Below are 20,042 nucleotides of genomic sequence, written 5' to 3'. Positions count from 1 at the left end.
CCGCCTTCTGCCGGAGTATGCAATGCAAGCGATTTCTTCCGCCGTCCATATCATGCACGCCGACCCGATCATGACCGTCGGGCTGCATGCCGTCCTGGCCCACCAGCCCGGCCTGCGCGTCACCACGCACCTGGGCCAGCCCGAGGCGCAGCGCGTCGCGCGCGTGCTGGTGACCGATTACGACACCGGCATCAAGCTGGCGCGCAAGCCGTCCGCCGGCAACCTGGCTCCCGTCGTGCTGGTCGTGACCCAGTTCGACAAGGAATGGGAAGTGCGCCTGGCGATGGATGCCGGCGTGGCCGGCTACCTGTTGCAGTCCTGCGGCACCGACGAACTGGCGCACGCGGTCACGCAGCTGGCGCGCGGCCAGCGCTACCTGAGCGAGTCGATGACGCGCAGCGTCGCCGACAGCCTCACCCGCGAGTCGCTCACCGGACGCGAGACCGACGTGCTGCAGTTGCTGGCGCAGGGCTGCTGCAACAAGTCGATCGCGCGCCAGCTCGGCATCGGGGTGGGCACCGTGAAGACCCATGTGAAGGGGGTGATGAGCAAGCTGGACGCCACCGCGCGCACCCATGCGGTGGTGGTCGCGGCCCAGCGCGGCCTGATCCGCCCTGGCGGGGCCGGCTCTGCGACCGGCCTGCAGGTCTGAGGCCGGGCGGCTCAGGCGAGGCCTGCCAGGCGAGCATTGCGCTCGCGTTCGAGCTTGGTAATGAAGCGCTGTACCCCTGCCATGCCGCCGCGCGACAGGTCGACGAACTGCATGCCGAAACGGCGGTTGGTTTTGTTGTTCAGCAAAGTGAAGTCGAGGACATTGCGCACCTGAAGCGAAACGATGACCGGGCCGGTCTCGGGCAACTCGATCCGGCAGTCGCGAATGGTCGTGCCGATCGCCGCGCCAAGCTGGAGCTTGTTGTCGAGGATGGCAACGCCGCCGCAGCTGATATCGTGCAGCGGAAACACGCCGCTGCCGGTGCCGAGCGCGGGCGGCAGAGGAATGACCGCGCGTACCGGATTCGATACCGGCGTCTCCATCCGGTAGTACTCACGGCGCTGCAGGCGAATCAGGCTCGATGGGAGATCGGCGCGCAACGCGTCTTTGCCCTGGTGCAGGGTATAGCGCAGGTTCTCGACGCTGAACAGGATGCGGATCTTGTCGAGCGAGGTTTCGCAATGCACCGTACCGGCTTCGAGGATGCGCTCGTTCTGCAGGCGCTCGACAGAACGGTCGAGCACGATGCTGTTGGTGTCGGGGTCGACGTCGAGGACGGCAGTGATGCAGACGTCGGCTTCGCCCTTGACCAGCATGCGCACCAGTTGGTGCTTTTCGCCGCTACGACGCAGCAGCGCCACGATTTCACGGCGCGACGACACCTCGTAGTCGTGCCAGTTTTCCAGTTCCTGATAATTCATGATGACTTCTTCGTTCCAGCTTGTGCCGGCTGTTCGCGTGCGCTGACGCCAGGTGCAGCCATGTGGTTCCGGTGATAGAAAATACTATGTATACATGCTCACGTCAGGCCGGCCAGGCGCGCGTTACGCTCGCGTTCGAGCCTGATGATGTAACGCTGCACGCTGGCGGCGCCGTTGCGCGAGATGTCGGCGAACTGCAGGCCGATGCGGCGGTTGCTCTTGTTGTTCAGCAGGGTCAGGTCATGCGAGTAGCGTACTTCCAGCACCACCGTGACCGGATCGATCTCGGGCAGTTCGATAAGGCAGTCGGGAAACCGGACACCGACGGTGTTGTCGAGTTGAAACTTGCTGTCGAAGATGGCGATGCCACCGCAGCTGATGTCGTGCAGCGGAAATGCGGCGGAAGCAGCGCCGGTCTCGGCAGCGAGCTCGAGCGGCAGCGGCAGGATTGCACGCACCGGATTCGACACCGGTGTCTCCATCCGGTAAAACTGGCGGCGCTGCAGGCGAACCAGGCTCGTGGGGATATCGGCGCATAGGGCGGCCTTGCCTTCGAACAGGGTGGGGCGCAGGTTCCCGGCGGTGAACAGGATGCGGATCTTGTCGAGCGAGGTTTCGCAGCGCACTTTGCCGGCTGCGAGGATGCGCTCGTTCTGCAGGCGCTCGATCGAGCGGTCGAGCACCATGGTATTCGTGGCCGGATCGACGGCGAGGACAGTGGTCACGCAGACATCGGCCTCGCCCCTGACCAGCATGCGCACCAGCTGGCGCTTCTCGCCGATCTGGCGCAGCAATGCCACGACTTCACTGCGCGACCCCACCTCGTAGTCGCGCCAGTTATCCAGGTCCTGATCATTCATGATGACTTCTTCGTTCCGGCTTGCGCCGGCTGTTCCGGGTTGAGGTGAGGCGTCGGATCAGGCGCGGGCGGCAGCGGGTCTCCTTGCAGCTGAGCCGACTCGATATGATATAGCCATGCTAACAGTTCCGCAATTGCGCGGTACAGGGCGGGCGGGATCTCGCGGTCGAGATCCACGCCCATCAGGAGCCCGACCAGTTCCTTCGATTCGTGGACGAATACGCCTGCTTCCTGGGCGCGGCGCATGATCTGCTCGGCGACCATGCCGCTGCCCTTGGCCACCACTTTGGGGGCCGTGTCATCGGCGCCATAAGCAAGGGCGACCGCATGCTGGCGTTCGTTGCCGCTATGCTTACTCACCGACGGCGCCACGAATATCCAGGCCGGACAGCGGCACGCCGGCCGCTTCCAGGGAAAGTGAGAGCCGGGACGTATGCTGGCGCAGCACTTCGGCAGAGGCCGCGTCGCCGGTGGCGAGCTGCATCTGCAAGCCGTTGCGGGTCAGGCTCAGGCGGACGTCGAGTTCGCCCAGATGGGGAAAGCGCAGGCGCAGGCGGCCGTGCCAGGCCACATCTTCGCCCGCACCAGCTTGTTCTTCACTGCCTTCGCGTGTTTCACGCCGTACCCCCAGTTCCAGGGCTTGGCCCGGCCAGAGCTTGCCTTGCCAGCAGAACTGGGCCTGCTCCTGCACGGCCAACTGCATGTTGATGAACTGAGCGGTAGCAGGATCGGTCGGCGACTGGCGCGTGCCTTCGGCAGCGGCCTGCTGTTGCGGCTCGGCGCCGAGCTCGGCTAGGGTACGTTGGCCCTGGGCCCACTCAACCACGTGTGATTCATAAAACAAACCGCTGCTGTCGACTGCATGCCGCAATGCCGCTGCCAGGACGATGGCGTCGCCGCTCGCCGCCGGCAGCAATGGTGCAGCGCGGCTTGCCGCAGCGGCAGAGGGGGCTGCCTGCGCCGCGCCCAGTACGCCGGCGAGCAGGCGCGCCGCCGCGCTCAGTGAAACGGGGGCGGCATCGGCGCCGGAGGGAAGCGGCAGCGAGGCACCGCGCAGTAGCGTGGCGGCCGCTGCAGTGCGTTCATGCGTGGCAGCCGCCACCGGCTGCGTGGCAGCCAGTGGCAGGACACTTAGCTGGTCAACGCCACGCATGGTTCAGGTGCTGCCGGAACGGGTACCGATGACGCGGCAGACATCACCGCGACATGCCATACGCGGCATTGAGCTTGCGCTGTGAGCTGGTATTGCCAAGCAAGGCGGCGAGCTGCTTGGTCCACGTTTCGGTGATCGAGCGGATTTCACGGTCGCATGCAAGGATGCGCTGGATGAGTTCGATCTTGCGCGCGCGCACTTCGCCGCTCAGGCCCTGGATAGGGGCATTTTTTTTCAGCACTTCTACCTGGTCGTGACAATCCGCTTCGAGCATGAGCAAATTGTCCCAGTCGCTACGCTGCGCCGCAGCCAGCATCTGCTCGTTCAACGCCGAAACGCGTTCGTACACGGCGAGGACTTCATCGGCGTTCATCATGGCTGTGCGGTCACGGAATGCAATTGAGCGCCGCTACCTGGCCGGGTGCCGCCGATCGCGTCCCATGCGTCCCTGAGCTCGGCGAGCAGGGCCAGTACTTCGTTGAGCAGGGCAGGATCGTTGTTCAGGTTTGCCTGCAGCAGGCGGCTGACCATGTAGTGATAGAGCGCGTCGAGGTTTTCCGCGATGGCCCCGCCTGCTTTCTTGTCGAGGCTGGCTCGCATGCCCTCGTTGATGATCGTGATCGCCTTGGAAATGGCAATGCCCTTTTTCTCGGTATCGCGCGCATCCATGTGAACGAGCGCAGCCTTGACCGCAACGATGGCGCCGTCGAACAGCATGATGATCAATTGGTGGGGATTGGCCGCCGCTACGCCAGTCTCGAGACCGACTTTGGCATAGGCGCGGGCTCCGCCCGAAGACGAACCGAACATGGAATTCCTTTCAATAACATCCGCTTGTACACAGGTAGAGAATATACCGTGGCCATTGCGGCCCCAATCGGCAAGTCAGAAGGCGCTTTCCCTGCCTGTTCACGCGACGCGGCCGCTTGCGGCAGCCCGGCGACCACCGCACTCAGCTGTTGTTCGACAGCGACGCCAGTTGCTGAGCCAGGAAATTGCTGGTGCTCTGCATGCTGTTCATCATGCTATCCAGTGCCGTAAATTGCGCACGGTAGCGTTTTTCCGTCTGCGCCAGCAGCACTTCCATGTCGGCCTGGCGCTCGGTCAGGCTGCGGATGCTCGAGTTCAGGCCTTCGGTGCGGCTCGCGATGACGCCGCCGGTGCCGAGCATGCTGGTCGTGGCCGCCGTCAGGCGGGCCGTGTAGCCATCGGTGCCCGAGAACAGGGCTGCCACATCGTCGAAGCTGCCGTCCATGGCTTTTTGCAGCTTGGCGTCGTCGATTGCCAGGCTGCCGTCGCGCTGGAAGGCGATGCCAATATTAGACAGGCTGTTCAAGCCGCCCGCCCCCGAGACGCTGGCAGTCAGCTCCTTGCGCAAGCTGGTGATGATCGAGGAGGCCCCCGTGTCGCCATTCAGCACGGCGCCGCTTTGCGCAGTGGCGTTATAGGCAGTCATCGACCTGACCGTGGTGTTGAGCTTGTTGTACGCCTCGACGAAGGTCTTGATCGCGGCCTTGACGGCCGTCTTGTCATTCTCCACGGTTAGCGTCACTGCTTCGCCGACATTGGTCTTGGACAAATTCACCGTGACGCCCTGGATAGCGTCGGCCGCCTTGTTGGAAGCGCTCGTCACGGGAATGCCGTCGATGGTGAACTGCGCATCCAGGGCGGCCTGCTTTTGCTCCATGCCGGTACCGGCAGCGGGCGGCGCCAGCGGATCGTATTCGAAGGCGGACAAGTCGCCTGCAGCGGTGATCTTGACGGTGTTGTCCTTGCCGGACTGATTGGCCGTAAGGACCAGGCGGCTTTCAGTGCCATCGTTGATGATGGTGGCGCTGACGCCGGCCTTGGCCGCATTGATCGCATTGCTCAGTCCTTGCAGCGTATAGTCCGCAGCCGGCAGAGTGACCGGCTCGGCGCCGCCGACCTGCAGCGTAAGGCTGCCGTTACCGAGCGCAGCCTTCGCATCGGCAAAACCAGGCGACATCAGCTTGTGTTGCTGCGCCAGGTTGCTGACCTCGATCGCGTAAGTGCCGGGAACGGCGCCGCTGCCCACGCTCGCGCCCAGCACTTTATCGTTGCTGCTGGTGACGCTGCGCGCGGCCATGCCCTGGCCATCGAGACCCTTGAGCGTGGTCTTCAGGCTGTCGAGCGTGCTCTTCAGGGTGCCATAGGCCGACAGCTTGGCGTTATAGGTGCTTTGCCGGGCCTTGAGCGTGGCAATGGGCGCGCGCTCCGCACTCATCAGTTGACTGACGATCAGGTTGACGTCGAGGCCGGAACCGATACCGGATGAGGAGATTGCCATGGCTATGGGTTCTTTATCAGGAGAGGAACAGGAGGGAAGCCGGCGATGCCGGCCTAGCTGCCATTATGCCTGGTCGCGAATCAGCAGTCCCTGCATTTTGTCGATCGAGCGGGCGATCGACAAGGCTTCCTCGCTGGGGAACTGGCGCAATACTTCCTGGGTGCTGCTGTCGATGAGCTTGACCACGGTCTTGCCGCTTTCTTCGTCGACGCTGAAGCGCAGGTCTTGGGCCATCAATGCGGTGAAATCGTTCAGCGTCGAGACCGCATCCTTGACCTTGCTGTCCGAGGGAGGCGCTTCGGTGGCTGCCGCGGAGTCGGGCACGGATGCGGCGGCGCGCTGCTGGTGCGGGGATGCCACAGCATCGGCCTGGGAGGGGCGAACCGCCGGGGGAGTATCCGCAGAGGTACGAGGAAGGGGAGGGAGCGACATTCAATGACCTCTTTCGCAATAAACTGTGCGCGCGAGCAAGCTCGCGCGCCACAGTGTACATCACTTCACGAGGCGGGAATCGCTTAGCCGCGCAGCAGGGCCATCACGCCGTTCGGTGCCGAGTTGGCCTGCGCCAGCATGGCGGTACCGGCCTGCTGCAGGATCTGGCCACGGGTCAGTTTGGCGGTTTCGGCCGCGAAGTCAGTGTCCATGATGCGGCTCTTCGCAGCGGACTGGTTTTCCGAAGCGCTTTGCAGGTTGCTGACGGCGAAGCCGAGACGGTTTTGTGCCGCACCCAAGTCAGCGCGCATAGTATTGATCGCGTCCAATGCAGTGTCGATTGCGGCCACGGCGAGAAGCGAATTGGCGCTCGTATCCACCTTGATCGTTGCCGCATCCACGTCTCCTGCCACCGCACCAGCCAAGTCAGTCTCAGGAATTTGGATTACAGCCGAGCCCGAATCAGCTCCTACTTGGATGTCGAAAGTATCTTTATCCCCGCCAAGAATCGCTCTTCCATTGAACTTGGTGTCCGAGGCGATACGACCCAATTCTGCCTGGAGCTGCTCGAATTCCTTGGAAAGGTTTTTACGGTCTGCCTCCGTGCCACCGTCCTTCATCGTCTGGTTCGCACCTTGTACGGCCAGTTCACGCATACGCTGCAGTGCATCGATTGCCGTGGCCAACCCGCCGTCAGCGGTTTGCGCCATCGAAATGCCATCATTCGCATTGCGAATCGCCTGGTTCATGCCGCGGATCTGCGAATCCATCTTGGTCGCGATCGACAGGCCGGCCGCGTCGTCCTTTGCACTATTCACCCGCAGGCCCGAGGACAGGCGCTGGATCGAGGTGTTCAGGCTGGCCGAAGAGGTCGACAGGTTGCGCTGTGCGTTCAGGGAAGCGAGGTTAGTATTGATAACGGACATGGTAATTCTCCAAGCAAATTTTTCGTGTCGGGCAACCTACCCTGTTGTCTTTGGTGTGCCTCTATGTTTCAAAGCAATCACACCGCAGTTGAATCAGGTAACGGTGCTTTCTTTAAAAAGTTGATAGCAAGAATTAAGATTTTTTAGAAATTTTTTTGCTCAGGCTTTTCCGGCGCAGGTCGCTTAGTCGGCAAGATCCGCTGAAACTTGAGGGTGGAGTGCCACTTAATTAGCTGCGAAGAAAAGCGTACAGGCTTGCCAGGCTGTTCAATCCTGTCGCCCTGAGCGACTCGTTGGTTTGCTTGGCAAAAACGGCATCGTGCTGGAAGCGGCGGCAGAACACATGGACCGTTTGCACCAGCTGCTCTGTGTTCGGCAATTCCCCTTCGGTGTTGCACTGGGCAGCCAGCATGAGGCGCAGGACGCCGAAACGGGAGATCAACAGTACATAGTTCTCGAACGGGTCCTTGCCCTCGAACGGGAACAAGTGCAAGAACATTTCGTTTAGCACGTAATGCTCGAGCAACAGAGGAGCTGCGCTCAGTGCCTCGGGCAAGCGCTCGATGCCGCGGGTATAGTGCGCAATCATCTCATCGGTCTTGACCACGCCTGTTTCCGGATCTGCCCCAAGCCCCCGTGTGACCGCGTCATGCACCGCTTTCTGGGCCGCTGAGTGCAGTGAAGGACTCTTGCCCGACCACAGGCAGGAAAAAACACGGGCCTGGGCAGCATGGTTGGGCAAGAGCTGCTCCAGGGATTCTCGCGCAAGGTTTTGTTCCACCATTGTGGCATAACTGTCCAGCAAGGAAGGCACCGTCGATTGCTGGTAGTCGCGCAAGGCGTCCGAAAGGCTCTTGCAGAACATGCCCAGTATGGCAAGCCTCTGCCATAGGGGCATTTGCTGGACCCGGACCAGGTTCAGGCAAAAAATACGGATGTCATTGATCATGTCCAGGGACAGGCCGCTCCGGGCCTTGGTCGCGCTGACCGTATCGGCGCGCACGGTAATGCTGCCCTCTATGAATTCAAATGCATCGGGGGCCAGCAATGCCTGGCGTGCCGCTTCAGGGCAAGACAGTTGTAACGCCTGTTCATGACTGTTACCCAGGGAACGCGAGACGCGCGGATAAGAAAAGCAGGTATTGGACAGATGGCTTTCGTTGAGGTGTTTCTGCACCGAACACAGGCGCTCTTCCATGAAGGGACATTCGCCCGTTTCAGCCTGCATGTTGATCCGGCCATAGGCGGACTGGCTCTCCTGGCTACGCAAGCGCGCGAGGTGCTGGCCAAAGCCCTGGCGCAGTTGCGGATGCTGGGACTGGCGGTAAGAGTTGAAGGTTTTCTTGTCGATCGTGACCCTCCAGCCCGTACAGCAATTGTCTTCACAGGCCGGCCCGATGCAGCTGAAGCGGCTGACGTAACGGGGGATCAGGGCCGGCATGGTACGGGTAAAGTGGAGAACGGTCATGGCTCTGCTGTCAAATGGTCAAGGTGATCGCATCCGTTCTTTAGATAGAGAACGGAAAATTGGGTCGATCGTACCTGAGGGAAATATCCAACTCAAGCTTAATCGCCCGATCAAGCCAGCAGCATGTCTCTTGAGTGGTGGGGCAGCGACAAATAGAGGCAACACCGCCAACGCGCGATCACGCCAACCGAAGGCAGGGTTGCCGCGCACGGCCTTCATCAGATGCGGGAGGATACCAACTGAGCCGCTTGACTCGCCTTGATGCCAGAAAGTTCAGTCCGCCACCACCACCCGGTTCTTGCCGCTCTGCTTGGCCTGGTACATGGCGCGGTCGGCCCGCGCCACCAGGCTGGCCTGGTCCTCGTTCGGGATGCGCAGGGCCACGCCGCAGGAAAACGTGATCAGCATCTTCTCGTTCTCGTGCATGAAGAAGTGGCGGGTGAGCTCGCGCTGCACCCGCACCATTGCCGCCGCCGCGGCTTCCACCGGGGTTTCCGGCATCAGGATCACGAATTCCTCGCCGCCGAAGCGGGCGATCACGTCCATCGAGCGCAGGGTGTCGCGCACCACCTTCACCAGGTGCTTCAGGGCGCCATCGCCGGCCAGGTGGCCGTAGGTGTCGTTCAGTTTCTTGAAATTGTCGAGGTCGAGGATGGCCACGCACAGCGGCGTGTTGCGGCGGTCGGCGCGCGCGCTCTCGCGCTCGAACACGTCGTCCAGGCCGCGGCGGTTCAGGCTGCCCGTCAGCCCGTCTTCGCGCACCAGTTCGCTCATGTGCTGCAGTTCCGCTTCCAGCATGCGGATGCGCTCCTCGGCTTCCTGCACCTCGCGGTGCACAGCCACCATGCGGTCGCGCGAGGCCAGCGCCTCGTCCTGGGCGGCGCGCATCTCGCGCAGCACTTCTTCCATCACCTCGCCCAGCTCGTCGATGTTGGCGGCGCGCCCGATCCGGTCGGAATAGCCGGCCAGCCTGGCGTGGTGGTCGCCCGTCGAGGCCGCTACTGAGCCGAGGCGGTCGATGAAGCTCATCATCATGTTCTTCACCGTCGCGCGCACGTCCGAGATGCTGTGGCGCAGCTGGCCCTGCTTGAGGATGACGTCCTTCAGGCTGCGGGTCGCGTCTTCCAGCGAGCGCACGTCGAGCGGGCCGGCGATCAGGTCCTGCACGGCGGCGATCTGGCCGCGCATCCAGCTGTCGTCGTCGAGCAGTTCGTTGACGTTGTCGAGCAGCAGGTGGAACAGGCGCAGCAGCAGTTCCTGCTGTTCCGCACTGTCGCCGCTGCGCAGCTCGATCTGGTAGCACAATTGCTTCAGGCGTCCCGCCAGTTCGCCCAGCTCCTCGCCGCGCGCGTGCTTGGCCGCGGCGCCCAGCGCTTCCGCCTCTTGCACCAGCGGCGGGCTGCCGGCCAGCAGGCTGGCCAGCGCATAGGCCAGCGAGCGGCCCAGCATCTCGCGCAACTGGCGCGCGTCCGGATCCTCGTCGCCCAGCGCCATGAGCGGCGTGTTGCGGCGCAGGTGGCGGTCGGCCACCTGGCCCAGCGCCTGGGCGTAGCCGCTCCAGTCGGCGGTGCGGGCGGCGCGCAGCATGCGGCGGCCGGGTTCCGAGACTTCACCCGGTGTCTCGCTCAGTCGGCGCGCGAAGCTTTCCAGCACCTCGGCGGCGGGATTCGCCGGCTGCGCGGGCGGGGCGGGCGGGACGCCGGCGATCTCGTCGTAGATGGCTTTATAAGCATCCGGCGTCGGCGCGATGCGGCGCGTCGCGAGGCGGCGGAAGGCTTCGCGGGCGATATCGACAGGATTCTGGCCGGTGGCGGCAGGCGGGGACGAGATGGACATGGAGATAATGGCGGAATGCTGTTCGGCGTAATGATAAGCCAGCTTCTTTGTCAACCATCAATTAAATTTTTGCAACAGATATTCAATCTGCACATGTTGCAACTTACGGTTTTGTAGGGTGGGCAAGTTCCTTGCCCACGCGTTCACACAGTGCTCGCGGGAGTTGAACGCGTGGGCGGGAGACCCGCCCACCCTACAAAATTAGCCTACTAGTTGGTTGCGAATCGCGTAATGGGTCAGCTCCGCACTGTTCTTGAGCTTCATCTTGGCCAGCAGCCGGGCCCGGTATTCGCTCACCGTCTTCACCGACAGCGACAGTTCGCGCGCGATGTCGCTGACCGTCATTCCGGAGGCGATCATGGTCAGGGTCTGGTACTCGCGGTCGGACAAGGCGTCGTGCGGCGGCGCCTCGTGGTCTTCGCCGACCTGGGCCGCCAGGGTCTGCGCCAGCGCCGCGCTGACGTACTTCTGGCCGGCGGCCACTTGGCGGATCGCCGTCACCAGCTCGCGCGGGGCGCTCTGCTTGGTCATGTAGCCGGCCGCGCCCGCTTTCAGCGAACGGATCGCATACTGGTCTTCGCGGTGCATCGACAGCATCAGCACCGCCAGCTCGGGCCTGTCCTTCTTGATCTGCTTGAGCACCTCGATGCCGTTGCGGTCGGGCAGGGAGATGTCGAGCAGCATCACGTGCGGCCGCGCCTTGCCGACCAGCTTGACGGCATCGAGCCCGGTTTCGGCTTCGCCGGCGACGATGACGTCGCGCTGCTCGGCCAGGATCTGCTTCAGGCCCTCGCGCACGATCGCATGGTCGTCGGCGATGAATACCCGGATTGTTGCCTTGTCACTCATTGTTCTGTTGCCAGCCTGGTCTTGATAGTCAGCATCGTGCCACCTCCGGGCGCGGACGACAAGGCCAGCGTCCCCCCGAAGGCCTTGGCGCGCTCGCTCATGCTGTGCAGGCCGAAGGATTGCGGCTTGAAGCGGTCGCTGGCCTTGATGCCGCGGCCGTTGTCGCAGATCGTCAGGGTCAGGTGGGCGCGCTGGGGCCGGAGCTGCACCGTCACCCGGGTCGCGTGGGCGTGCTTGGCGATATTGGTCAGCGCTTCCTGGAAGATACGGAACAGGGCGGTGGCATGGTCGTCGTCGAGGACGATTTCCTTCTCCTGGCAGCGGAAGATGCAGGCGATGCCCATCTGCTTCTCGAATTCGCGCGCCTGCCACTCCAGCGCGGCCACGATCCCGAGGTCGAGCATGGTGGGGCGCAGGTCGAGCGAGATGCGGTGCACCGCCTCGATGGTGCGGTCGACCAGGTCGTCGAGGTAGTTGGCCTTTTCCAGCAGGGCCGGCTGGTCGTCGGGCAGGCGCGCGCTCAGCATGGCCAGCGCCATCTTGATGGCGGTAAGGTTGCCGCCGAGGTCGTCGTGGATCTCGCGCGCGATGCGGGCCCGCTCCTGTTCCTTGCCTTGCTCGATGTGCTCGGTGAGTTCGGCCAGCCGGGCGCGCGAGCGCATGCTGGCTTCCTGTTCCTCCTTGCTGGCGCTGATGTTGGTCATGATGCCGTCCCACTGCACCGCGCCGCCGTCGATCGGATGCGGGGTGGCGCGCAGGTTGATCCACTTGACGTCCTTCCAGGCGTCGATCCAGATCCGGCCTTCCCAGTTCCAGGCGCTCATGGCGGCGCTGGAGGCCGCCATCGATTCCTGCCAGCCCTTGCGGTCTTCCGGCAGGATCAGTTGCTCGAACAGTCCCGCGGCGCGCTGCAGTTCCAACACGGACAGGCCGAGCAGGGCCGAGCAGCCCTCGCTCAGCCAGGGGAAATCCTGGCGCCCGTCCGGGTACAGCACGAACTGGAACACCAGTCCCGGGGTATGGCGCACGATGGCGTCGAAACGCGCCTGCGACTCGGCCAGCGCCTGCGCGGAGGCCTGCTCGAGACTGAGGTCGTCGGCGATCGCCAGCAGCAGCGAGCGGCCATCGCGCACGATGCGCAGGAAACACAGCCGGACCGGATAGCTGCTGCCGTCGACGCGCCGCAAGCGGGTGCGCAGGCTGACCTGGGCGCCGACTTCCTCGCCCAGCCCGGCCAGCAGCTCGTCCAGTGTAGCGCGGTCGAGGCCGGGCGCGAGGGCGTAGGCGTCCATCGCCTCCAGCGCGGCCGCCTCCATGCCGAGATGCAGGCGCGCGGCCTGGTTGGTGTCGATCACCCGCAGGGTCGTCGCGTCGAGCAGGAAGATTTCGGAAGCGGCCGCCTGCATTTCGGCGGCCAGGGCAAGGATGGGACTCATGGAAGCTCGGTTTCTGTCTTGTCTTGATGGCGCGCCTGCCCGCGCGCTGCGAATCGTGACCTGACGCGGGTCTTGGGGCGGCGCAGCACGCGCGCCAGGTGGCTCGGCTGGCGCCCGGCGCGGCGCAGCAGCCGGCGCAGGCGGCGCCGCCCATCGGCCATGGCCGCGCGCACCCGGCGCCAGAAGCCGCTGGCGCGCAGGGCCGCCAGCAGGCGCCCTTTCAGCCGCAGGAAGCCGCCGTGCCAGCGCGCGAACCAGGCCAGGGTGAGCAGGGTGGGCAGGGTCAGCACGTAGATGCGCGCCACCACCACGGCGCCGCCCAGCTTGGCCGCTACGAAGCCGGCCAGGCCGGCCAGCGCGTGGCCGTGGGCGATGGCGAGCAGGGCCAGCAGCTTGACGGGCAGCAGCAGCAGTCCGGGCAGCACGAAGGCGCACAGGGCGGCCCAGGCCGGCAGGGCCCGGACCCGTGCCTCGAGCCAGCGCAGCGGCGGCCAGGCCGCCATGCGCGCGGCGGCGCGGCTGCCGAGGTCCCAGGTCCAGGCCTCGGCGAGCAGCACCAGCGCCGCCAGCTGGACCAGGGGCGCGAGCAGCCGGGATCGTGCGTGTGCGCGTTTCATGCAGCACATGATACGGGAAGCGTGAGCCGGCGGGCGCTGCTTGCCGTTACAATAAGATGATGAATAAGGCATTCGTAAAAGAGACCGACAACGACGACGACGACGCCGAGGCGTTGGCGCTGGCCCAGGCGATTCCCGCCGGGGCCAAGAACTACATCACCCCGGCCGGCTACAAGGCCATCAAGGACGAGCTGCTGCAGCTGATCGACGTCGACCGGCCCGAGGTGGTGAAGGTGGTGCACTGGGCCGCCTCGAACGGCGACCGTTCCGAGAACGGCGACTACATCTACGGCAAGCGCCGCCTGCGCGAGATCGACCGCCGCATCCGCTTCCTCACCAAGCGCATGGATTCGGCCTTCGTGGTCGACCCGAGCGTGCATCATGGCAACGACCAGGTCTTCTTCGGCGCCACCGTCACCTACCTCAACAAGGCGGGCGAGGAGCATACCGTGACCATCGTCGGGGTCGACGAGCTCGACCCGCTGCGCGGCAAGATCAGCTGGGTCTCGCCGGTGGCGCGCGCGCTGACCAAGGCGCGCGAAGGCGATCTCATCACGCTGCAGACGCCGCTCGGTACCGACGAGCTGGAGATTCTTTCAGTGGAATATCCCGAACCCGTTACAGACTGAAGCCCATGGGGCTGGTAAGATGGACGATTCGCCGCTTACCGAGCACCATGAACCGTTCCAACGATTCCGCGCGCGACACCGACGTACTGGCCGCGCTGCGGACTGCGACTGCCTCGCGGCACGAGCGGCTCGACAGCGGCTTGCCGCTGTCCGCACCCCTTCCTTCCCTCGACCATTACGCCGCGCACCTGGTCATGCTGCGCGACTGGCTGGCGCCGCTCGAGCGCTGGCTGGCGGGCTTTGCCGACGGTCCGCAGGCCGAGCCCACGCTGCCGCCCGTCGAACGCCTGGCCCTGATCCAGGCCGACCTGGCCGAGCCGCGCATGCCCGAGGTCCCGCCGCTGCGTCCCGCCCCCGCCTGGCCGGAGGACGCCAGCGCCGCCTGGCGCTGGGGCGTGGCCTACGTGATCGAAGGCTCGCAGCTGGGCGGCGCCGTCCTGTACGGCAAGCTGGCCGGGCCGCTGGCCCCGCATCCGCTGCGCTACCTGCGCGGCGACGAGCGCGGCCCCGGCCCGCGCTGGCGCGCCTTCATGGCGGCGCTGCGCGCGCAGGTCAGCGCTCCGGCGGAAGTTGCCGAGGCCTGCGCCGGGGCCTGTGCGGCCTTCGATGCGATCCTCGAACTTGCGCAGCTGGAGAAGATGTAAAAAACTCGGGGACGATGTCGATTCCCCGCCTTCCCGATCGTCGTGGCGTCAACAACCAGACGGAGGATGCGATGCGATTCATGATCTTGCTGAAGGCGGACAAGCACAGCGAAGCAGGCGAAATGCCTGACGAGAAACTGCTAACGGACATGGGCAACTTCAACGACGAGCTGATCAAGGCCGGCGTGATGCTGTCGGGCGAGGGACTGCACCCGTCCTCGCGCGGCGCACGGGTTTATTTCGATAAAAGTGGAAATGTTCGCGTGGTCGATGGCCCTTTTGCCGAAACCAAGCAATTGTTGGCCGGCTTCTGGATCTGGAAGGTGGCGTCGAAGGAAGAGGCGATCGCCTGGGTCAAGCGGGTGCCGATGCCGATGGCGGGCGGCGAAGCCGAAATCGAGATCCGCCAGATCTTCGACATGGAAGACTTCGGCGAGGCCATGACCCCGGAACTACGCGAACAGGAGGAACGCCAGCGCGCGGCGCTGGCCGGCGCCGAGCCAGGCATGACGCCGGCGAAGTCGATCGAATAGCCAATGCGCTTGCTTCGTTTATTGCTCGGCGAGGTGTTCGTACACGAAGGATTTGAGTGCTAATTCAGCAGATTCCTCGATCCCTGAGTCGAACGCAATGCCGTATTGCATTTGTTGAGACAGTTTGCCCTTGATGCTGCGAACGGTGCCACTCACTTGGACCAGGTGCGGCTTGCCTGCGATTTTGAATCGAAACGCAAGTTTGATCAGCGTCCCCACATCGCCCAGGATAAACCCTGTGGAGATTGCGCAACCGCCGCTCGACAGGTTGGTGATGATGCCGGGTACCGTACCGTCCGCCAGGGTGATCGACGTCGGCAGTTTCACTTCTACCCGCAGGGCTTGCCGGAAGGGCTTACTGACCGCTTCGGTTGGATAGCGCAGAAACAAATGCCCGCTTGGCAGGCTTGCAAAACGCATGAGTGAAGTCTTGAATGCGCAGACAGTCCGCCCGAAAATGACCTGGGCCGTCATTGGAAGTCCTTCAAAATGCTGCCAGCTCTGTCCATTGGCGGCACGCACTGCCGGCGCGGAGACAATGATCGATTGTAAAGGTACGCGCCCATAAAATTCGACATGGACCGAGCGCGGGTCGTAATCCCCCGGGAACTGGAAAGTGATAATCATACTTTCCGCGTTGTGCTTCAGCGACTGCAAGGGGTCGCTCGTCGGCCCTGGCATGTCCAGTTCTTCGATCGCCGAAACCAGGTCGCCTGGCTTGTCGCCAGCCCGTGACGCCCGCATTGGCTTGGCCAGCAGAATGCGGTCGCGTGCAGTCTGGTCTGCGATCACATAACCGGCTGGGGCCAGCAACTCGCCTGAGCGTAGATAGAGTGCCCATGGTAATGCTGCCCCGACGCGTATATCGCTTTCCGAAACATATACGAACTTCTGCTTTTCCATGTTTTCTCAATTACTGACTATTAGCTTTGCATTGTCAATGTTGACATGGATTAATAAAAGCAGCAATGTTCAATGCAAGGGTCCTGAGGAGGACATCGCGCATATGCATGTCTTGTCACTAAAATGAAACAGCCAGGCAGACGCAGCGTAAAGTGGCCCATCATTTACAACGCTGAATCTGCTAATGCAAGCTGTGTTCGTTCCAAGTTTTTACTCCAGCAGCTGCCCGGTTTCGCCGTTTTCCCTGGCCTGGTCAGTGCGTCCTGCCCGGTCGACGATGGCCGCCAGGCAGGCAAAGCCGCGCTTTGAGCCAGCTCCACGGCATGCCCATGGACGGGATCGCCAACCCAGCAAAGAGCGGAACGCCGGCATGAGAGCCCGATCGAGTTGCCACGCGAAGTGGATTGCCCCACACTTGGCGCCCAAGGACACAGCTATTCGAAAGGACGCAGCCCATGGGATTTTCCCTTGCCTGGATCGCGATACGCGGCAAATCAAAAGACGACATCCTCGCCCAGTTGTCGCTGGCCGACAGCGGCGAACCCGATGAGGCGAACGAGAGCCCGGTATCCGGCGCGGCGCTGCCGGGGGGCGGCTACCTGGTGGTCTTCAAGGACATGGCGCACCCGGCTACCCAGGCCGGGAGCATGGCCCGGCTGTCGGCCGGCTGCGAGGCGCTCGGCTGCCAGGTCGAGGAACACGTCATGGCCAGCGCCGCCTTCCAGTACAAGGATGGGGCCAAGTTGTGGGACGTGGTCCACCTGTCTGAACAAGGGCTGTACCACCTTGCGGTGGACGGCGCGCCTCCCGCGCTGCTCGACACCATCCACGCCGAAATGAAAGCGACCCAGGACGAACAGGGCGGCGCCGATGCCGACGTCGACTGCCTGTTCGAAGTGCCGCTCATGCTGGCCACCGCGCTGTGCGGCTACCGCCACGACGAGGCGGCGCTGCTGTCCGGGGAAACGCTGGCCTTCACCGAACTCGTTCCGGCCGCGCCGGGCGTGGGCCGCCGGCACTGAGGGCCGCGGGCGCGTCTCAGCCGCAGACGGCCTGTCCCGCCTGCGCGGCGTCGGCCAGGATGCGGTCGAGCGCCGCGATGTCGATCGGCTTGACGAAGTGGTGGTCGAAGCCGGCCGCGAAGGCCTTGTCCTGGTCGTGCATCTGGCCGTAGCCGGTGAGGGCGACCAGCACCGCGCCGGCGCTGCCGGGAGCGGCGCGCAGGCGGCGCGCCAGTTCATAGCCGTCGATATCCGGCAGGCCGATGTCCAGGATGTAGAGCGGCAGCGGCCGGCGCAGGCTTTCTTCGAGGGCGCTGTGGGCGTTCTCCATGACCGTGACATGGTGTCCCTTGGCCTCCAGCAGGTGGGCAAGCGCGCGCGCCGCATCGACGTTGTCGTCGACGATCATCAGGCGCACCGGCGCCGCGCCTCCCCGCACGGTCTCGTGCGGCGCGCCCCCCTGCGCCGCGGGTTCGGCATGCAGGGGCAGGGTGAGGGTGAAGCAGGCGCCCTTGCCGATGCCGTCGCTGTGCGCGCCGGCCTGCCCATCGTGCATGGTCATGATGCTGCGCACCAGTGCCAGCCCCAGTCCCAGGCCGCCCTGGGAGCGGTCGGCAGAACGCTCCGCCTGCCTGAACAGGTCGAACACGTGGGGCAGCAGGTCCGGATCGATGCCGATGCCGTTGTCGGAGACGGCAATGGCGAGCCGCTCGCCGTGCGTCTCGACGGACAAGGCGATCCTGCCGCCCGGCGGGGTGTATTTGGCGGCATTGGTCAACAGGTTGGCGATCACCTGGACCAGGCGCTTCTTGTCGCCCAGGACGATCGCCCCCGGCGCGCGCAGTTCCAGCGCCAGCGTATGTTTGCGCGCATCGATCAGGGGCTGCGCCTGTTCGATGGCGCTCCTGACGACCGCGTCGATCTCGACCGGTTGGCGGTCGATCGACACCAGTCCGCGGGTCACGCGCGAGACGTCCAGCAAGTCGTGGATCAGGGACTTGAGGTGGTCGGCCTGGCGGATGATGATGTCGCCGGTGCGCTGCACGCTCGCGTCGTCCCGTCCCGGCAGCTTGAGCAAGTGCGCGGCCGCGACGATGGGCGCGAGCGGGTTGCGCAGTTCGTGGGCCAGCATGGCCAGGAATTCGTCCTTGGCGCTGTTCTGGTTCTCCGCCGCGCGCCGCGCTTCCCGTTCGCTGCGCAGCAGCTGCTCGCGTTCCCGCTCGAGCCGCTGGCGAGCCTCGTTCTCCGCTTCGAGCTTGACGCCGGCGTCGTGCAGGGCGCGCTGCAGCACGTCGGCTTCGACCACCCCCGAGGGCTGGACCACCGGCATCTTGCCCAGTTCGAGCGACTTGGCCGCATCCAGGGCCAGGTCGAAGGACGCGGTCAGGCGCCGCGCGAACAGGACGATGCCGACCACGGCGCTGCCGAGGGTGAACAGCAGGACGCACGCGGCGATCAGGGTGGCGGTGCGCGCCTGCCGGTTGATTTCTTCTTCCGGGGCGGCGATGGCGACGGTCCAGTTCGCGCGCGTCGTGTGCGTGAAGGTGTTGTAGGCCTGGATGCCTTCGCGCGTCACATTGTTCAGCCTGCCGCTGGCGCGCTTGCGCGAGGCTTCGAACAGTTCCCGCTTGACCGGCTTGCCGACGAAGTCCTGTTCGCGCAGATTGCGGGCGATCGAGATGCCGTCTTCGCCGAACACCCCCACGACCCAGGTCGGCGGCAATTCGGAACGGTGCAGCAGGGCGGTGATATGGCTGACGTGGAAAGTATGCGAGAGCAGGAACTGGCGCCCGCTGGCGCTTTTCACGGGCAGGTTGACCGACACGACCTTTCACTTGCCGGCGCGCCCCTCACGCAGGTTCGACACGCTCGGCTTGCCCAGCGCGATCGCCTGCGCAACCCAGGTGTTCGGTCCTTCGTCGAAACGGGTGCCGTAGGGATGGTGCGTGTGCATCAGCATGCTTCCATCGGCGCCGTACAGGACAGCCCAGGAATCCGGCGAGGTAATCGTGCTGCGCATCAGTTCGTACAGGGACGAAAAGTCTTCCCTGGCCATCAGGTCGGTGCGGCCGATCACGCGCAAGGCGCCCTCGGCGCGGACCAGTTCCTTGTCGATGGACAATGCGATCGAGCGCGCGCGCACCTCGACCGTCAGCAGCCGCGCCTCCTTTTCTTCCTCCAGCAGGAGAAACAGGCCCCAGGCGGACAGTGCCAGCAGCGGTACAAGGACGGTCAGGACGATCGCGGCAAGGTAAGTACGCGTCTTCATGCTGTTCTCTAGGTTTAACCTGGAGATTCTAACAGGCAAGTGCAGGACGCGGCTTTGTGGCGCGTCGGTTCGTGGCGCTATTGAGCTTGCAAGCTATTGAAGGGGCGTCGATGCGTTCCGGCAGGCACCAAGGCGGCGCCCGCCGTCGGTGCGCGGGCGCGGCGCCACGGCGCACATCCCGGCGGACTGCAGTGAAGGCGCTTACTCGCGGTAGGTGATTTTCCCGCTCAGTTTGATGGTGCCGGCGCCGGTCAACAGTTCCTGGCTGCCGGTGAAGTCGCCGCCGCCGGAAGCCCGGTGGTAGCGTCCAGTGCCGCCGGTGATCTGGAAGGTGGCATTGCTGAAGGCAACCTTGCCGTCGCCGGTCGGCACCGCCTGGCCGCTGTAGTTGGCGTAGATCACCTCGCCGCTCTTGGTGAGCAGGGTGATGCGGCCGTCGCTGAAGGTGAGCAGCGGGCCGTTGGGCGTAACACAGTCCTTGCCCATGAAGGCAACCGGGCCGAGGGCCGGATCGTTGCCGTGCCCGACGAGCGTTCCGCCGAGCTTCGAGGTGCAGCGCAGCGACGGACCGAGCACCTCATGGATGACCCCGGAAATGACCAGCGGCTTGGTGACCAGCGAAGCGGCCGAGGCGGTCGGCGCGGCGAAGCTTGCGCCCAGCAGCAGGGACGCGACAGCAAAACGGAAGGAAGTTTTATTCATGCAAGCGCTCTCGTGGTGGGAATTGTCCAAATAGTAATATGGACAAGCTGCCAATGAGCGCACG

The 20,042-nt window shown here is 64.3% G+C and carries 23 protein-coding genes; 5 read left to right on the top strand and 18 right to left on the bottom strand.

Going from position 1 to position 20,042, the window contains the following annotated elements:
• Window positions 1–22 precede the first annotated feature (22 nt).
• Window positions 23–652 (top strand): response regulator transcription factor, encoded by a 630-nt coding sequence (locus MasN3_RS20470; RefSeq protein WP_281909786.1) that lies wholly within the window; start codon window positions 23–25, stop codon window positions 650–652.
• Window positions 653–663: 11 nt separating this feature from the next.
• Here the strand turns inward: MasN3_RS20470 and MasN3_RS20465 are convergent, their stop codons facing one another.
• The 14 genes from MasN3_RS20465 to MasN3_RS20400 form a co-directional block, all read right to left on the bottom strand.
• The gene (locus tag MasN3_RS20465; RefSeq protein ID WP_281909784.1) at window positions 664–1,413 is read right to left on the bottom strand and encodes a flagellar brake protein; all 750 of its coding nucleotides are present in this window, start codon (window positions 1,411–1,413) and stop codon (window positions 664–666) included.
• A 98-nt stretch (window positions 1,414–1,511) separates the two neighbouring features.
• Window positions 1,512–2,273, bottom strand: a complete 762-nt coding sequence (locus MasN3_RS20460) for a flagellar brake protein (RefSeq protein WP_281909781.1) — start codon at window positions 2,271–2,273, stop codon at window positions 1,512–1,514.
• Window positions 2,270–2,632, bottom strand: a complete 363-nt coding sequence (locus MasN3_RS20455; RefSeq protein WP_281909778.1) for an EscU/YscU/HrcU family type III secretion system export apparatus switch protein — start codon at window positions 2,630–2,632, stop codon at window positions 2,270–2,272. Before MasN3_RS20455 ends, MasN3_RS20460 begins: the two co-directional genes overlap by 4 nt.
• Window positions 2,625–3,425 carry a flagellar hook-length control protein FliK gene (fliK, locus tag MasN3_RS20450; RefSeq protein ID WP_281909777.1) on the bottom strand — a complete coding sequence of 267 codons (801 nt, stop codon included), beginning with the start codon at window positions 3,423–3,425 and terminating at the stop codon, window positions 2,625–2,627. The genes MasN3_RS20455 and fliK overlap by 8 nt, the downstream gene beginning before the upstream one ends.
• 43 nt (window positions 3,426–3,468) lie before the next feature.
• Window positions 3,469–3,801 (bottom strand): flagellar protein FliT, encoded by a 333-nt coding sequence (locus tag MasN3_RS20445; protein WP_281909774.1) that lies wholly within the window; start codon window positions 3,799–3,801, stop codon window positions 3,469–3,471.
• Window positions 3,798–4,235 carry a flagellar export chaperone FliS gene (gene fliS, locus MasN3_RS20440; protein WP_281909773.1) on the bottom strand — a complete coding sequence of 146 codons (438 nt, stop codon included), beginning with the start codon at window positions 4,233–4,235 and terminating at the stop codon, window positions 3,798–3,800. Before fliS ends, MasN3_RS20445 begins: the two co-directional genes overlap by 4 nt.
• A 142-nt stretch (window positions 4,236–4,377) precedes the next feature.
• Complete coding sequence (fliD, locus tag MasN3_RS20435) at window positions 4,378–5,733, bottom strand: flagellar filament capping protein FliD (protein WP_281909772.1); 1,356 nt, start codon at window positions 5,731–5,733, stop codon at window positions 4,378–4,380.
• A 63-nt stretch (window positions 5,734–5,796) separates the two neighbouring features.
• A complete protein-coding gene (locus MasN3_RS20430) occupies window positions 5,797–6,093 on the bottom strand; it encodes a flagellar protein FlaG (RefSeq protein WP_281909771.1) in 297 nt (98 codons plus the stop codon).
• Window positions 6,094–6,248: 155 nt separating this feature from the next.
• Window positions 6,249–7,091: a flagellin N-terminal helical domain-containing protein gene (locus tag MasN3_RS20425; RefSeq protein ID WP_281909769.1), complete on the bottom strand. Its 843-nt coding sequence runs from the start codon at window positions 7,089–7,091 to the stop codon at window positions 6,249–6,251.
• Window positions 7,092–7,320: 229 nt separating this feature from the next.
• On the bottom strand, window positions 7,321–8,559 hold the full coding sequence (gene fliB / locus MasN3_RS20420) for a flagellin lysine-N-methylase (RefSeq protein WP_281909768.1): 1,239 nt from the start codon (window positions 8,557–8,559) through the stop codon (window positions 7,321–7,323).
• 273 nt (window positions 8,560–8,832) lie between these two features.
• Window positions 8,833–10,395 (bottom strand): GGDEF domain-containing protein, encoded by a 1,563-nt coding sequence (locus tag MasN3_RS20415; protein WP_281909766.1) that lies wholly within the window; start codon window positions 10,393–10,395, stop codon window positions 8,833–8,835.
• Window positions 10,396–10,596: 201 nt separating this feature from the next.
• A complete protein-coding gene (locus MasN3_RS20410; RefSeq protein WP_281909764.1) occupies window positions 10,597–11,244 on the bottom strand; it encodes a response regulator in 648 nt (215 codons plus the stop codon).
• Complete coding sequence (locus tag MasN3_RS20405) at window positions 11,241–12,680, bottom strand: sensor histidine kinase (protein WP_281909762.1); 1,440 nt, start codon at window positions 12,678–12,680, stop codon at window positions 11,241–11,243. Before MasN3_RS20405 ends, MasN3_RS20410 begins: the two co-directional genes overlap by 4 nt.
• Window positions 12,677–13,297: a hypothetical protein gene (locus MasN3_RS20400; RefSeq protein ID WP_281909760.1), complete on the bottom strand. Its 621-nt coding sequence runs from the start codon at window positions 13,295–13,297 to the stop codon at window positions 12,677–12,679. Before MasN3_RS20400 ends, MasN3_RS20405 begins: the two co-directional genes overlap by 4 nt.
• Before the next feature lie 59 nt (window positions 13,298–13,356).
• Between MasN3_RS20400 and greB the strand changes: the two genes are divergently transcribed.
• The 3 genes from greB (at window position 13,357) to MasN3_RS20385 (ending at window position 15,103) form a co-directional block, all read left to right on the top strand.
• Window positions 13,357–13,926, top strand: a complete 570-nt coding sequence (greB, locus tag MasN3_RS20395; RefSeq protein ID WP_281909757.1) for a transcription elongation factor GreB — start codon at window positions 13,357–13,359, stop codon at window positions 13,924–13,926.
• A gap of 47 nt (window positions 13,927–13,973) precedes the next feature.
• On the top strand, window positions 13,974–14,570 hold the full coding sequence (locus tag MasN3_RS20390) for a biliverdin-producing heme oxygenase (RefSeq protein WP_281909754.1): 597 nt from the start codon (window positions 13,974–13,976) through the stop codon (window positions 14,568–14,570).
• A 71-nt stretch (window positions 14,571–14,641) separates the two neighbouring features.
• Window positions 14,642–15,103, top strand: coding sequence for a YciI family protein (locus MasN3_RS20385; protein WP_281909753.1), 462 nt, complete (start codon window positions 14,642–14,644; stop codon window positions 15,101–15,103).
• Window positions 15,104–15,121: 18 nt separating this feature from the next.
• On the opposite strand, the gene MasN3_RS20380 is transcribed toward MasN3_RS20385, so the two are convergent.
• Window positions 15,122–16,006, bottom strand: a complete 885-nt coding sequence (locus tag MasN3_RS20380; protein ID WP_281909750.1) for a PilZ domain-containing protein — start codon at window positions 16,004–16,006, stop codon at window positions 15,122–15,124.
• Window positions 16,007–16,461: 455 nt separating this feature from the next.
• Here MasN3_RS20380 and MasN3_RS20375 point away from each other — a divergent pair, with 455 nt between their 5' ends.
• Window positions 16,462–17,028 (top strand): hypothetical protein, encoded by a 567-nt coding sequence (locus MasN3_RS20375; RefSeq protein WP_281909749.1) that lies wholly within the window; start codon window positions 16,462–16,464, stop codon window positions 17,026–17,028.
• 16 nt (window positions 17,029–17,044) lie between these two features.
• On the opposite strand, the gene MasN3_RS20370 is transcribed toward MasN3_RS20375, so the two are convergent.
• From MasN3_RS20370 to MasN3_RS20360, 3 genes are all read right to left on the bottom strand, one after another.
• Window positions 17,045–18,832 carry a hybrid sensor histidine kinase/response regulator gene (locus MasN3_RS20370; protein WP_281909747.1) on the bottom strand — a complete coding sequence of 596 codons (1,788 nt, stop codon included), beginning with the start codon at window positions 18,830–18,832 and terminating at the stop codon, window positions 17,045–17,047.
• Between the two features lie 6 nt (window positions 18,833–18,838).
• The gene (locus tag MasN3_RS20365) at window positions 18,839–19,276 is read right to left on the bottom strand and encodes a hypothetical protein (protein ID WP_281909745.1); all 438 of its coding nucleotides are present in this window, start codon (window positions 19,274–19,276) and stop codon (window positions 18,839–18,841) included.
• Window positions 19,277–19,477: 201 nt separating this feature from the next.
• Complete coding sequence (locus MasN3_RS20360; RefSeq protein ID WP_281909743.1) at window positions 19,478–19,978, bottom strand: hypothetical protein; 501 nt, start codon at window positions 19,976–19,978, stop codon at window positions 19,478–19,480.
• Window positions 19,979–20,042 lie beyond the last annotated feature (64 nt).

It is taken from the genome of Massilia varians (assembly GCF_027923905.1).
Classification (GTDB): Bacteria; Pseudomonadota; Gammaproteobacteria; order Burkholderiales; family Burkholderiaceae_D; genus Telluria; species Telluria varians_B.
Note: the sequence above shows the minus strand (reverse complement) of the source record. Positions and strands in the feature narration are given on the sequence as shown.

What these genes read in the sequence shown, in the direction of transcription:
- MasN3_RS20470 (WP_281909786.1), top strand. Translation starts at nt 23, where the DNA reads ATGCAAGCGATTTCTTCCGCCGTCCATATCATGCACGCCGACCCGATC.
- MasN3_RS20465 (WP_281909784.1), bottom strand. Translation starts at nt 1,413, where the DNA reads ATGAATTATCAGGAACTGGAAAACTGGCACGACTACGAGGTGTCGTCG.
- MasN3_RS20460 (WP_281909781.1), bottom strand. Translation starts at nt 2,273, where the DNA reads ATGAATGATCAGGACCTGGATAACTGGCGCGACTACGAGGTGGGGTCG.
- fliK (WP_281909777.1), bottom strand. Translation starts at nt 3,425, where the DNA reads ATGCGTGGCGTTGACCAGCTAAGTGTCCTGCCACTGGCTGCCACGCAG.
- MasN3_RS20445 (WP_281909774.1), bottom strand. Translation starts at nt 3,801, where the DNA reads ATGATGAACGCCGATGAAGTCCTCGCCGTGTACGAACGCGTTTCGGCG.
- fliS (WP_281909773.1), bottom strand. Translation starts at nt 4,235, where the DNA reads ATGTTCGGTTCGTCTTCGGGCGGAGCCCGCGCCTATGCCAAAGTCGGT.
- fliD (WP_281909772.1), bottom strand. Translation starts at nt 5,733, where the DNA reads ATGGCAATCTCCTCATCCGGTATCGGTTCCGGCCTCGACGTCAACCTG.
- MasN3_RS20425 (WP_281909769.1), bottom strand. Translation starts at nt 7,091, where the DNA reads ATGTCCGTTATCAATACTAACCTCGCTTCCCTGAACGCACAGCGCAAC.
- fliB (WP_281909768.1), bottom strand. Translation starts at nt 8,559, where the DNA reads ATGACCGTTCTCCACTTTACCCGTACCATGCCGGCCCTGATCCCCCGT.
- MasN3_RS20415 (WP_281909766.1), bottom strand. Translation starts at nt 10,395, where the DNA reads ATGTCCATCTCGTCCCCGCCTGCCGCCACCGGCCAGAATCCTGTCGAT.
- MasN3_RS20410 (WP_281909764.1), bottom strand. Translation starts at nt 11,244, where the DNA reads ATGAGTGACAAGGCAACAATCCGGGTATTCATCGCCGACGACCATGCG.
- MasN3_RS20405 (WP_281909762.1), bottom strand. Translation starts at nt 12,680, where the DNA reads ATGAGTCCCATCCTTGCCCTGGCCGCCGAAATGCAGGCGGCCGCTTCC.
- MasN3_RS20400 (WP_281909760.1), bottom strand. Translation starts at nt 13,297, where the DNA reads ATGAAACGCGCACACGCACGATCCCGGCTGCTCGCGCCCCTGGTCCAG.
- greB (WP_281909757.1), top strand. Translation starts at nt 13,357, where the DNA reads ATGAATAAGGCATTCGTAAAAGAGACCGACAACGACGACGACGACGCC.
- MasN3_RS20390 (WP_281909754.1), top strand. Translation starts at nt 13,974, where the DNA reads ATGAACCGTTCCAACGATTCCGCGCGCGACACCGACGTACTGGCCGCG.
- MasN3_RS20385 (WP_281909753.1), top strand. Translation starts at nt 14,642, where the DNA reads ATGCGATTCATGATCTTGCTGAAGGCGGACAAGCACAGCGAAGCAGGC.
- MasN3_RS20380 (WP_281909750.1), bottom strand. Translation starts at nt 16,006, where the DNA reads ATGGAAAAGCAGAAGTTCGTATATGTTTCGGAAAGCGATATACGCGTC.
- MasN3_RS20375 (WP_281909749.1), top strand. Translation starts at nt 16,462, where the DNA reads ATGGGATTTTCCCTTGCCTGGATCGCGATACGCGGCAAATCAAAAGAC.
- MasN3_RS20365 (WP_281909745.1), bottom strand. Translation starts at nt 19,276, where the DNA reads ATGAAGACGCGTACTTACCTTGCCGCGATCGTCCTGACCGTCCTTGTA.
- MasN3_RS20360 (WP_281909743.1), bottom strand. Translation starts at nt 19,978, where the DNA reads ATGAATAAAACTTCCTTCCGTTTTGCTGTCGCGTCCCTGCTGCTGGGC.